Origin of the sequence: Acidithiobacillus concretivorus (genome assembly GCF_018853445.1) — a bacterium.
Lineage (GTDB): Bacteria > Pseudomonadota > Gammaproteobacteria > Acidithiobacillales > Acidithiobacillaceae > Acidithiobacillus > Acidithiobacillus concretivorus.
Map to the genome: position 1 here is coordinate 1 of NZ_JABELD010000036.1, position 13,074 is coordinate 13,074.

Genomic DNA, 13,074 nt, shown 5'->3' on the forward strand with positions numbered 1-13,074 from the left:
GCCCCACACGATTTCCGACCGGACTTGTCATCAGGCCAGCCATTTTCAGGCAATGGCTGCTAATGTGCGGGCGGGCGCGCATTTTGCCTGCGTATCGGATGCAACCCGCCGGGATTTGCTGAATCTGTTCCCGGAGGCCGAACCTTTGGCCCACACGATTCATAATATGTTGCCCAGTCATTATTTTCCGGCAGAACCTGAGCCGGTATTTTGACCCCTACGATACCGGCAGCCTGGTGCAGGTGCTGCGGCAGATGATTTATCACCCGGATGCCGCCCAAACTCAGGAGTCCCTGCGCGCCGCCGGTGCCACTCAAAGTGCCCGCTACCTCCCCGAAAAAATCCTGCCTCAATGGCAGGACCTGCTTTGGCGGATTGTGCAGTGAGGGCTACGGCGAAAGCGTCACCTTGGCCATTGTTGTGTCCCGAATAAGATGATGAAAGAAGCATAACGATGTCCACAGGATTTTTTGATACCTATGCTTGTTGTCATTATTGACAACATCCAATAAAGCGATAATATCATTCCGATGAAAGCAACCTTGATCACTCACTTTAGGGATGTTGCGCCTAATAGCGATCTCTTGGAAATGGTTGTGTGGCGCGTACCGCAGCCCGTGCCGCCCTGTGAACATGATTTCAAGTACAGTTTGGTCTATGTAGCGAATGGCACGAGGGTTATTGGTTATGACAATGAACGTGGCAAAGGTGACCACGTTCACTTTGCGGGCGAGGAAAGTGCTTACGCATTCATCAGCGTGGATCAATTGGTGGAAGATTTTATTGCAGAGGTGGAACGATGGAAACGCGAACACTGACCATTACCGTACAACCGGACTGGCAGGCCGCTCTACGCAGTGCGGGCAAGGCTGCTCAGTCTGAAACTTACCAGGGAGAAACCCTGAATTTTGAATCGGCGGATGTATTTCTTGGCCGACTAACGGCATTGCGCTGGTCTTTACTACGCCAGATCATGCGGTTAGGGGAGGTCTCCATCCGCGAACTGGCCCGGCAGATAGGTCGAGATGTGCGCCGTGTGCATGATGATGTGATGGTACTGACGGAACTCGGGCTGATTGAGCGCACGGTTAGCGGGGGCGTGCTGTGTCCCTTTGTGGATATTCATGTGGATTTGCATTTTCGTAAGGTAGGCTAACCAAAGAAGCATGACGGTGACAAAAGCAGGAATGGCTTATGCTTTGGTGGAGGACCGTGTTCATGTTCGGCTATGAACGCTCATTATATCACGAAAGGCGACTCAGTTTACCCTTATCCAGATGATTTACAAGAAATAAAAAAACAGGGTAACCAGATGGCGCGTCAATAAGTATAATAGCTTAATTATAATATTTAATGTCCGGCTTTTTTGTTAACCACGCCGATTTTTCTCGCAGAAAAATGGTGAAACTTCAGATAAATAGCGGCCACGCATCTCAAAACATACTCGCATCGCCTTAAAATTGTTTCAAAAATATTACATTCATGACATAAAATTAGTGAACTAAACAGCGTCGAATCAGCTTGTTCACACGTGTTTTTATGTTACACTTATACACGAATATCAAACTATTTAAGGCGAGAATTATGCAGTGTAGCAATTCTTTTTTATGCCTAAAACGCGGCTTATTACTGCTATGCACTTTATTTCTCCCGTTGTCAGCTTTCGCGAGTACCTTACCCAGCGTAGGATTTTACTACGGCTTCGGCCCCGCGCCCGAGGCATTCCATGATTTCAACTGGGTAGTCGTCAACCCTGGGAGTCAACGTCTACCTATTGCTTTTAGTAAAAATCAGCAGGTTTTTGCGTATGTCAGCATCGGTGAGACCACACCAGGTGATACCCACTATCAAAACCTGCCTGACAGTTGTGCCATGGGCACCAATCCCAACTGGGGGGGCAAAATTATCAACCTTGCCCATGCCGATTGCCGCAGTTACTTATTGAATCAGGTTATTGATCCTATCTGGCAGCAGGGCTACCACGCCTTTTTTATGGACACCCTGGACTCTTTCAAGCTGGTCGACAAAAGCCTCGCCGCTCAGAAAGAGCAGGAAGCGGGGCTCGTACAACTCATTAAAGCCATCAAAGCAGCGCATCCCGATGTACAACTCATTGCCAATCGTGGCTTTTCGGTGCTCCCCGAGATCCATCAGGACCTTGTTGGCGTTGTTGCAGAATCCTTGTTAAATGAATGGAATCAAGGCACAAGAAGTTACACATCCGTGCCCGATAGCGACCAAAAGGCCCTGATTGCAGAACTTAGAAAGGTCCAGGGATACGGGCTTCCCGCCATAGTCATCGACTACATGTCGCCCAAACTCAATCGTCAGGGTTGGTGGGAAGACGCCCAAAAAATTCAGTCCCTGGGCTTTGTACCTTATGTTACCGATTCCGGACTGACGGCGGTTGGCGCAGGATTACGCGAACCCATGCCTCGTCATGTGCTGATTATGTACAACAGCAGCGACCCCAAACAGTACAGCTCCGCCTTTGCCAATGGCGCCATGCCTCTGGAATACCTGGGTTACATACCAAGTTTCCATCGGCTTTCCGAGCCATTACCTGTAAAACCGCGCGCCGGAGAATATGCTGGCGTCATCCTGTGGAGCGATGGCGAACCCGTTAAAGATGTCGCCGGAATTTCTCACTGGCTGGATGAAGCCAAGGCACAAGGTATCCCTATCCTATTGATCGGTGATTTTCAGGATGCCTTGGATAACAAAACCTATATGGATCTTGGCATGAACCAGCCGACGAGTCGCGAAGTCGACTCTCTGAGTATTGCGTCCCAAAACAAAAACATGAGCTATGAAATGCCGATTACAGCCAATCCTCGGGACTTTCTACAAATAACAGCCCCCTCCGACAGTAAAATCTGGCTCACCTTGAAAAGTTCTGCGGGTGACAACGAGGATGCGGCGGCGATCACGCCTTGGGGCGGCTATGTGTTATCGCCCTATATACTGACGACGCTTCCCAATAAGGACACCCGCTGGTTGGTAAACCCCTTCCAGCTATATCGCGAGGCGTTTCGCTTGCCAGAAATGCCAGTACCGGATACCACCACAGAAAGTGGACGACGACTATTCATGGCCCACACTGATGGTGATGGCTTTGTCAGCCGTGCGCAATTTCCGCCTTATCACATTGCCGGTGAGGTTTACATGCACCGAATTCTGGAAAAGTACAAACTACCCTTTACCGGCTCTGTCATTGTAGGCGATTTACTGCCGGGGAATCGGGGGTTGTATCCGGCTCTCGCACCCTTGGGCAGCAAAGTTGCCCAAGAAGTTTTCCGGCTCCCTTATGTCGAAATAGGCTCACATATGTGGTCTCACCCTTTCGACTGGCCGGCCATTGAAGCCGGCAAGGATTATCCTGGCATTAACCTGCCGGTTCCTGGCTATAAATTCAGTCCTTATATGGAAGCCGTAGGCGCCGCCAAATGGATCGACAAGCATTTAGCCCCACCCGACAAAAAAGTCGCCATTGACCAGTGGTCCGGTGACTGCGAACCGGATGCCCAAGTAGTTGGCCTGGCTTACAGTGCGGGGCTCATGAATATCAATGGTGGTGAAAGTACCATCAGCAAAAAAAATCCGAGCATTACAGCCGTACCTCCCATCGGCATTTTTAGGGAAAAATGGCTACAGGTGTTTGCTCCGGATGCCAATGAAGACTATTTCACCAACCAGTGGCACGGGCCGTACTGGGGCTTCGAAAACGTCATCCAAACTTTTGAAATGACCAACAAGCCACGCCGGCTGAAACCCATAGATATATACACGCACTGGTATTCAGCCACCAAGCTGGCTTCTATTTCTGCTTTGGACAAGGTTTACCAATGGGTTCTGACGCAATCCATCACGCCAATTTACGTAGCTGATTATGGGCACATTGCCAATAACTTTTTCACCATTCATCTGGCCCGCGAAGGCAATGGTTTCTGGATTGGCGGAGCAGAAGACCTGCGGGAATTGCGCATGCCAACCGGCCTGGGAACCCCAGAAATTGCCAATAGCCAAGGAATAGCTGGATATAATCCAAGTCCCAATGGCAACATTTACGTTCACATGGATGGGAATTCGTCCGTTTATCTTGCTTTAGGAAAAAGCCCAAAGCCTTTTCCTTATATCATCAGCGCCAATGCACCAATTGCAGGATTTACCTCTGAAAACAGTGGGTTCACTGCCAAACTGAAGGGCTATGTACCTGTACAGGTACAGCTAGGGAGTGTGCAAAATTGTCACGCCATCATGAATGGAAAAACAACAACCATTCCTGCCAATGGACAATTGCAAAGTACCGCACATAGCGTCACTCTGCATGTCTCCTGCTCTTAATAAACCGCAGCTTCAGGCGCAGTACGTACTGCGTCCAGCCAGTATTTTTATTTTTATTATTGTGATATTGGCTGTAATTATGGCCATTGCCTGGAGTTATGGCTGGAACGGTAATTTGGACTTCCAAAACTCATCCGCCAATGGCAAAGCACGCATCCAGAGTGCAGAGCTTTTGCTGCAAAGCGGCCAGTATCAGGCTGCATACCAACAATTGAAACCCATTCTTGGTCGTCCTCAAGATCCGGTTTACCGTCAGGCGCAACGCATGCAATGGAAAATTGACTGGACAAATGCCATGGCCCAGCCCCTGCATTCTGCAGCCAGGGCAAAGGCCCAAACTGCACTTGCTCTACGCCTGGATCAATTACTTAAGGAAGGTCATTGGTCTGCCAAAGATTACAAGCATTTTGCCATTGATGCCCAAATGATCGGGGCTTATGACCAGAGCGCAGAAGCCTGGTTAGCCGTAGCCAGAGAGAATCCGGAAGCTGCCACGCAAGCCATGAACTCGGCAGCCGCTGCGTGGACCGCAAATGGTAAAAGTGTCAAAGCGGGACAACTGCTTCTACAAATGGCGCTGCACAACAAGCAGACTTCCTTGCAAAAAGATTATTTTATCCGTGGCTTGGCCCTGATTCAGGGCGGCGGCGGCGCCAGACTTGCCCTAGCTCAGGGTAAAAAAATCTTGTCTGGAATGCCCCAACTTGCAAAAGAACCCGATATTGTTTTGATCATGGCGCGCCTGGCCTTGTCTGCCGGACAACCCGGACTCGCCGCACAATGGTTAAAAGCGCAGCTCGAAAGTCCAGCGCAGGATCATCGTCCATGACCGCGCCAAAGCTGCTGCTAGGAATAATTTTACTGGCTACGGGCGTCGCGGCACAGGCCCAGGATTCTGCGCTAGCGACAGCATGGTGGAAAACTCCGGGTATTCTCGCCGCCGACGATGCAAAGTGGCGGGCAGAATATACTCAACAAAAGGATGATGCGGACGCTTTTGCTGCCAGCCTGGCGCAAAGCATCAAGACGGGCAAAGGTATGGGATACCTGGATCAGGGGGGTGTTTCTCCTTCCTGGTACAAGCCCCCCATGGTTGTTCAACCTTTTCCGGGAAGCTTTTCCTCCAGACTCTATGATCTGGCTTATAGTGCTTTCCTGCAAAGCGGTCAGCTAGACGAAGCCTATCGCCTGGCTTATACCGCAGTATTGCAGGTGCCGGAAAACGTCCTCTGGCGACAAAGGCTCATTCAGGTCGGCACCTGGCTGGGACAAAGGGAAATGGTGTTGCAACAATGGCAATGGATGGCGCAGCGCGAGCTGCCGGGGGCTCGCGCTGCAGCGGTCAAGTTGGCGGCTGCACTATCCCGTCCGGATATTGTCATCCAGTTGCTTTCACCAGTGGCCAGGGCCGGACAACTCAGTGATGCTGACTGGAAAACCCTGATTTATGCTTACGGGCAATTAAGTGAACCGGACAAGGCGATAGCCGATATTAACCAGTCATTGCGACATACCGGTCCCAATCGATATTTACTGGAGCAAAAAGCCTATCTCAGTTATCAGCGGGGAGAAATAGCTCAGAGTCTGGCAGCGCTGCAAGGTGTCGAAAAGCATTTCCAGGCTACTCCCGACATAGCCATACAGGAAGCCCGCCTGCTATCCATGCAAGGGAAATATACGGAAGCTTTTGCTGCCATGGATCGAGTACGCAGCAAAGCCAGTCTGAATAATGTCCCGTTTTGGCATTTACTGGCTGTTCTTGCCTGGGAAATCCATGATCACGAAGCGGCCTTTGATGCCGAGAAAAAACTGTACCTGCTGGGTGCCGCTAGTCAATATGACTTGCAACGCTTGATCATACTCGTCGACTCAAAAAATCCAGAAGCGGCCCTAGCCGTTGCCCAGCGGGGTTGGAAAAAATATCAATCCCCCTATTTTTATTTCGAGAGTCTGACTTATGCGGGTCAAGCGCACGAATGGAAAACACTGGGGCAACTTTTACAGTCAGTGCCTGCCCATGATCCTCAGGGTCTACGCTCTTATGCCACTTACTGGCTGGCCATGGGGCAGTGGGCCAATGCCGTGGAAAATTATCCTGCGGCGGAATGGGCATATGCTCAAGCGCTGCGCCTGAATCCTGAGGATGGAATTGCCAAAAATAATCTACTCTGGATGCTGGTCGATTCTGGAAACGTCCATGCATTGCGGGCATTATTGGTGGGTGATGCCCTGCAGCCACCAGAAAGTCTTCGGAACGTGACACAAAATGCACTGGAGCGTCTGGGACACAACACAGCAGCCCTGTTCCTCGCCCGGCAAAATTTGCCATCTCCTCAACCCAACAGCCTTCGGCTCCTCAATGAGGCCTCTCTTTGGGAGTCGGCAGGCAGTCCCGGTATCGCCTGGTCATTACGGCAAAACGTCATCGCTGACAGCCTGTCCAGTCTTCACAAAAACTACTGGCAAGGGGTTACGCCGCATGAATAAACGTCAACTGCCAGCCCAGTCAAAAATCGCCCGGACTTCGTTCAAATGTCTGATTGCCAGCAGTTCCCTGTTTTTCAGCATGAAAGTGCTGGCCGACACTCAAAATGGTGTTCTACCCCCCGAAGTAGCCCCTTTTCATGAACAACAACAGGTTGCTGCGAATAGAGTGACAGAACCCGATTCACCTGTTATCAGGCGTGATGAGCAGATTATCAAAAAGCGCCACGAGGCTAGAGAAACACTTCAGCATGAAGCCATTCCGGTCGGGATGGAAGGCTCTACTTTGGCAGCGCCGATCCTAACAATTGCAAAGCAACCCACTACTCCAACAAAAATCGCTTCTCACAAAATCGATAGTCAGAACAACGCTCTCGCCACCTTGGCAGCGGCGCTAGCAGCTTCGCCCAAAGAAGGTAATCAGACGCAAGCCATTCTGATGGCCGCTGCTGATCATGGCGATTATTTGCCCGCCATTTCCTGGAGTCTAGCCAGAAAATATTGGGGGTTGGCAAAACTACTGGTCGAAAACAATCCTGGGCGCACCCCACCCTGGGTGCACTTAAGTCTGGCTTTACATAAAAAAGACCTAACCACCATCCAGACCCTGCTGGACCATCCGGCTGATTTACCGTCAAAGGAGATGTTTCAGGCTGAAGAAGATTTGGGGCGCCCGCGTCAGGCACAATCCCTGGCTATTGAAGCCCTGCAGGTAAATTCCTTTGACCGGGAATTACGGCGTATGTATGTGGATAGCCTGGCCCATACGGCTAGTTATGCGGGTATTCAGGGGAGCTGGCAAAGCTTCAACGGTCTGCAACTTTATGGACCGGAGCTTAACGCCCGCATTCATGCTTCGCCGTTTTGGGGCATACAGATCCAAAGCCAAAACTTATGGCAGAACGCAAATAGCGACACCCAGTTGATTACCACCCCGCGACTACAAAATCGTACTAATGTAGGCGTTTTTTGGGATAGTCGCCGCTGGCAGGGAGATCTCAGTGTTGGCGAATACCGGGGGCTGCAAAACAACTGGACCAGCAAGTTGTTAGCAAGCTGGCAAATGACCAGCAGCACCAGCCTTTCAACGCGTCTGGCTTATCACTCCCAGACTTTCCAGAGCCCGGCTTTGGCTGTTGCCGGTATGGCCAATCGTGCAGAAATTCAACTAACCCAGACCTTGGATAGCTGGACGACCAATGCCGCCCTCGGTTGGAATCAGTATCTTGGACAGGATGGTATTCAGCAGGGCACTGATAGCTATGGTGAATTAGGCGCATTCTGGCGCAGCAACCTTGGACCCTGGGAGTTTCATATCGGCCCATTTGCCGATTATCACGCACTACAGCGTCGCGCCACCCCCGAGGGTGTTATCGCCCAGGTACTTTCCACCGATGCCCGCAATATGGACAGCATCCTGCCTGGAAGTTATGCCGATTATGGTGTGCGTCTGCAATGGGGCGCGCTGGAGCAAAATTTACATCCCGGCTGGATGCCCAATCTACAACTCAGTGTCTATGACAACTCCCGATTCGGCTTTCAATATCAACTGAACGCCGGGATAAGCACAGCGGTATTGGGACCAGATCGCCTCAGCCTGGAATTTTCCCAGGGACAAGGGGGGAACGGTCTGGCATTGAACCAGCGCATTTTCGCTTTAAATTATCGTTTTTATTTTTAATATTATCCGTGGAGGGAGAAAAATTATGTTAAAAACAAAAGGAATCTGGATTCCAGTGTTGGCATTAATGCTCAGCGGTTGCGCAGGGATGAACGTCCAGTCGGCTAAACCCGTTGTGCTGAGCAAAGGGGCGGCCTGGACGGTATTGCCCTTTGCCAACAATACGGAAACCCCGTTAGCCAATGAACGTGCGGCAGCACTAGCAGCGGGTATTTTACAAAGTGACAATCAGCGCGTGTTGGGTACCCTGCCAATTCGTAGCCGGACCCAGGCATTACTGGGCGGCGATTGGAAAAAAGAGTACGCGACTGCACTCGGTAGCGCACGCAGTGATGGGGTGCATTACGCCTTGGGGGGCAGTGTTGATGAATGGAACTACCGTGCGGGAATCAATGCTGAGCCCGTTGTGACCATGACACTCTGGATTGTCGATGTACCTGCGGACAAGGTGATCTGGACGGGTGTAGGCAGTGCCCATGGAGGAAGTCTGGGACGTGGTGGCACCGGCGGACTGGCGCAGGGACTGATTCACCGCCTGATTGATCGCGCCCTGAATTAAAGACCCGATGAAAATGCATGTACAGCTAGTGACGGCGCTTCCCCGCTGGGGGGCAGGATGGCTGGAAGCCATTCTGCTCCCCGCCCTAGGAATTGTGGTGGCCTGGACTCTGGATCCGGGAGACCCTCTGTTATTAAGACAACCTTTTCCATGGCTTCTGATCATCCCTTTACTGATCGCACTGCGTTATGAGTTAATGCCCGCACTGCTTTCCATAGCGGTACTTGCCAGCACTTTACTCTGGCACGAGTATCCAGATATACGGAGTCTGGAAATATTTGCCGGAACCGTACTGGTTATTCTCATTGCTTCAGAATATGCCGGATATTGGGCAAGACAAGAAGCGGGACGATCATTGCAAGAGGAAATTACTGCCACCCGCTTTCGACAGTTATCCGACGATCTGTATGTGACGCGAATTTCACAGGACCGGCTGGAACAAAGTCTGCTTTATCAGCCCATGTCGGTGCGGGGTGCCTTGCTCGAAATTAAAAATCAGCTGGTACAGAAACAGGGACACTTGGATGCAGAGCTTGCCTATAACACGCTTTATTTTTTAAATCAGCTGGTTGGGGTTCAGGTTGCCAGTTTATATGATATCGAGTCGGGGCATCATTCTCCGCATTTAATTGCCGCATTTGGTAATGCACAACCCTGGCAGGAACAGGACCCTGTACTCAGAGAATCCCTGATTAGTGGTGAAAGTCAGTCTCTGGCTGATCTGGAGATTACCCAGTTTCGCCATTATATCAGCGTACACATGCACAGCAGTCTTAGTGGACACGATTATGTGCTGACTATTGAGGAAATGTCTTTTTTCGCCATAAACAAAGAAAGCTTGCAAACTATTGAAGTCATTTTTCAGTATCTTTGTACCTATGCTGAGTCTCTTGCTCAAGCTGCCCCCTTGTTAAAAATATGGCCTGACTGTCCTCCAGAGTTTGCGACGGACTTCATGCAATTACAGAAGCTCGCACAACGGGTACTGCAAGTTGGTATCATGGTTCGTTATGATTTTCATACCGGTCCGTATGCTGAAAAGGTTTTGGATTATCTGCAGCGTTTGCGTCGAGGCCTGGATGTCCTCTGGCTCCACAGAGAAAAGGAGAAAATACAACTGATTGTATTATTACCTTTCGCAGGCAGCATGGCGGCAGAGGGTCATTTTCAGCGCATGCGGACTGAAAGCAGCTTGCATTATGGCGAAGAATGGGAAAAAAGCTTTATTCACCATAAAATTTGCTCAATCAGCGCACAGCATTGCGAAAAACAAATCAAACAATTGTTTGACTCAAAAGTGTCCATATGAACTCCTTCAGCAGCAACACATATCTGCTTATTTATGGTCTTTACTGGTTTCTCTGCATTTTGATCAGCTATATGATCATACCAAAAACCGGGCAATCAGTGGATAAAAAATTTCCTTTATTACTGTTCGTCATTATTGCATCGGTAATACCCTTATTTGGTCCAGTAGTCATACTGGTCTACGCCATTTTTTTGCGCACTGTCGCATGGCAGCTCCATGAGCCCGAACTTGAGCCGATCAAGCTGCCGCCGGTCATGCGTGACGTCCGGCTCACCACATCCACAGTAGCCCCTGGAAGTGTTGCCGCACGTCTTCGCCATTCCCGAGACCCGCGACAAAGATTGGCAGCTGTTTCCCAGATCGCCGAATCACAGTTTTTCAATCAGTCGCAATTGTTGCGCGGAGCACTATCAGACGATGCGGAAGAAGTACGTTTGTTGGCCTATGCCGCCCTGGATCGACGTGAACAGGAAAATACCGAATTACTGATACACTTGAATGCACAACAAACACACGCCCACGAAGCGAGAACCCTACGGCGCATACAGGATTCCAGGCAATGGCTTTACTGGAACATCCACCACTCGGAGGCCCGTGAAATGGCCATGCCTTCATCAGCAGGTGCATCGACCAAATGGGAACCTGATTATACAACCATGGACCACGATTCCCCGTCCATGAAGCTGCTTATGGGCCTTCATCTACTGGAAACCGGCAAAGTAGATAAAGCCATTTCCGAGATGAAAAATGCGGAAGCCAAAAAAATTGCCAGCAGCATTGTGGCTCCACACATTGCATCAGCTTATTTTCAGAGCAGAAACATTGAGAAGATTTTCGATATTTACCGAGCACATCCAGAACTGAAACTGTCTCCACGATACGGCCCCTCCTTTTCTTTTTGGACAGGAGAAAAGCCATGATTCCAGTCCGGCAAGCCGATTCAGTAGACATTCTCCTGGTTCTGGAAGGCACCTTTCCCTATGTACGTGGCGGAGTATCGTCCTGGGTGAATCGTCTGATACTTGGATTTCCTGAATATCGCTTCGGTGTCATTTTTCTGGGCAGTACGATTGAGGACTATACGGCAAAGCCATATACACTTCCTGATAATGTTTGTTACTACGCCGAGTACTTTCTGTATGGAGCCAGTGATCATTCCGGAAATAATCATCATTCCAAAGTCTCAACAAGCGAACTTTCTGCGGTTGCAGATGCTCATCATGAAATGAAAAAATGTCTTTCAAAATGTGAGGCTGGTGTTGATATCAGCCAGTACGGAAAGGTTTTTAATATTTCTCAAAAAGCTTTTTTTGAAAATAGAAAAGTCTGGGATTATTTCATCGAATGCTACTCAGAAATTCCTGACCAACCCTCTTTTGTAGACTACTTCTGGACGATACGTGGAATGCATGCCCCCCTCTGGTTTCTCCAGATGGCCATGCAAAACGCCCCGGAATCCCGAATCATTCACTGTCCATCAACAGGTTATGCAGGATATCTTGGAGCTTTACTCAGCAAAGCCGGGGATCTTCCCCTGATCATTTCAGAGCATGGAATTTATACCAAAGAAAGGCGCATTGATCTCATGCTCGCGCGCTGGATTCATGAGGACGAGGAATTCCTCCGTCAGGCTGGCCGAATGCACTATCTGCGCCACTTGTGGATTCGCTTTTTTGAATTTATTGGACGCCTGACCTATCAACAGGCGCAACACATTATCAACTTGTATTCGGGTGTGGTCGAACTCCAGATCGCCGATGGCGCCGATCAACAAAAATTATGTACGATTCCCAACGGAATTCCGGTCGAAAATTTCATAACCTGTCGATTCCCTTTTGCAGAACGTAAAAACATTGTTGCCTTGGTGGGCAGGGTGGTTCCTATCAAGGACATCAAAACCTTCATTCGCGCCGCGAAACTCATTCAACAAGCGGAAACAGATACACCTGAATTCTGGATTGCTGGCCCCATTGAAGAGGATGAAGAATATTATCAGGAATGCCTTCTATTAGTAGAGCATCTCGGTTTGGGAGAAAAAGTCAAATTCCTGGGATATGTTCCGGTACAGGATGTTCTCAGCCAGGTACGTCTTACTGTTCTTAGCTCCATTAGTGAAGGTCTACCACTTTCTGTTCTTGAGAGTTTTGCTGCTGGAGTGCCTGTAGTAGCCACAGATGTTGGCTCCTGTCGTGAACTTGTTTATGGAACCAGCAAAGAAGATAGTACTGAACCGGCGGGAAAAATAGTACCTATTGCCAACCCAAACGCATTGGCAAAAGAAATTCATTCTCTACTGAATGATTCTGACACCTGGACGTTCTGCAGTAAAAATGCGGTTGATAGGGTAGAACAAAATTATCGGGAGGAATACATGTTTGCAAGCTATCGCAGCCTTTATCAAGCCGGGATGGCTAACTGAACATGGCCGGCATTGGATTTGAGTTACGCAGGATTCTCAAACGCAGAACCTACTTTTCATTACTACAGGCGTACGGCTTCGCGGGAATTGTTTCTTCAGGACCATGGTTGTTATCTATTTTTGGCATCCTGCTTTTAGGCTTTCTGGCCATGAGGGTTCCTCGTCATTTCAAGTGGGTAGCCTGAGATCCAGCTTGCCCAGGATCAGGTAGGCCATGTTGATAAAGTTCTTGTGCGTGCGGTAACCCCGAGCCTTGGCCTTGGCGGATTGAATGAGGC

Annotated in this window: 12 protein-coding genes and 1 pseudogene; all 13 read left to right on the forward strand. The window is 49.7% G+C overall.

Annotated features, from left to right (window positions below; genetic code table 11):
* Window positions 1-214: pseudogene (locus tag HJG40_RS15045) on the forward strand (glycosyltransferase family 4 protein); the annotation flags it as partial.
* Between the two features lie 40 nt (window positions 215-254).
* Entirely contained in the window at window positions 255-386 is a 132-nt protein-coding gene (locus tag HJG40_RS15210) for a hypothetical protein (RefSeq protein ID WP_264317509.1), read from the forward strand.
* 156 nt (window positions 387-542) lie between these two features.
* Complete coding sequence (locus HJG40_RS05295) at window positions 543-818, forward strand: toxin-antitoxin system TumE family protein (protein WP_226857213.1); 276 nt, start codon at window positions 543-545, stop codon at window positions 816-818.
* Complete coding sequence (locus HJG40_RS05300) at window positions 800-1,156, forward strand: HVO_A0114 family putative DNA-binding protein (RefSeq protein ID WP_215863220.1); 357 nt, start codon at window positions 800-802, stop codon at window positions 1,154-1,156. Before HJG40_RS05295 ends, HJG40_RS05300 begins: the two co-directional genes overlap by 19 nt.
* Window positions 1,157-1,584: 428 nt before the next feature.
* Entirely contained in the window at window positions 1,585-4,344 is a 2,760-nt protein-coding gene (locus tag HJG40_RS05305; protein ID WP_215863221.1) for a bifunctional glycoside hydrolase/polysaccharide deacetylase family protein, read from the forward strand.
* Window positions 4,328-5,173: a hypothetical protein gene (locus HJG40_RS05310; protein ID WP_215863222.1), complete on the forward strand. Its 846-nt coding sequence runs from the start codon at window positions 4,328-4,330 to the stop codon at window positions 5,171-5,173. Before HJG40_RS05305 ends, HJG40_RS05310 begins: the two co-directional genes overlap by 17 nt.
* On the forward strand, window positions 5,170-6,831 hold the full coding sequence (locus HJG40_RS05315) for a tetratricopeptide repeat protein (protein ID WP_215863223.1): 1,662 nt from the start codon (window positions 5,170-5,172) through the stop codon (window positions 6,829-6,831). The genes HJG40_RS05310 and HJG40_RS05315 overlap by 4 nt, the downstream gene beginning before the upstream one ends.
* A complete protein-coding gene (locus tag HJG40_RS05320; RefSeq protein ID WP_215863224.1) occupies window positions 6,824-8,509 on the forward strand; it encodes a hypothetical protein in 1,686 nt (561 codons plus the stop codon). The genes HJG40_RS05315 and HJG40_RS05320 overlap by 8 nt, the downstream gene beginning before the upstream one ends.
* Before the next feature lie 25 nt (window positions 8,510-8,534).
* Window positions 8,535-9,068: a hypothetical protein gene (locus tag HJG40_RS05325; RefSeq protein WP_215863225.1), complete on the forward strand. Its 534-nt coding sequence runs from the start codon at window positions 8,535-8,537 to the stop codon at window positions 9,066-9,068.
* A gap of 13 nt (window positions 9,069-9,081) precedes the next feature.
* Complete coding sequence (locus tag HJG40_RS05330; protein ID WP_215863226.1) at window positions 9,082-10,377, forward strand: PelD GGDEF domain-containing protein; 1,296 nt, start codon at window positions 9,082-9,084, stop codon at window positions 10,375-10,377.
* Between the two features lie 71 nt (window positions 10,378-10,448).
* The gene (locus HJG40_RS05335) at window positions 10,449-11,297 is read left to right on the forward strand and encodes a hypothetical protein (RefSeq protein WP_215863227.1); all 849 of its coding nucleotides are present in this window, start codon (window positions 10,449-10,451) and stop codon (window positions 11,295-11,297) included.
* Window positions 11,294-12,796 (forward strand): GT4 family glycosyltransferase PelF, encoded by a 1,503-nt coding sequence (gene pelF, locus HJG40_RS05340; protein WP_215863228.1) that lies wholly within the window; start codon window positions 11,294-11,296, stop codon window positions 12,794-12,796. The genes HJG40_RS05335 and pelF overlap by 4 nt, the downstream gene beginning before the upstream one ends.
* 2 nt (window positions 12,797-12,798) lie before the next feature.
* On the forward strand, window positions 12,799-12,981 hold the full coding sequence (gene pelG, locus HJG40_RS15050; protein ID WP_226857216.1) for an exopolysaccharide Pel transporter PelG: 183 nt from the start codon (window positions 12,799-12,801) through the stop codon (window positions 12,979-12,981).
* The last annotated feature ends 93 nt before the right edge of the window (window positions 12,982-13,074 follow it).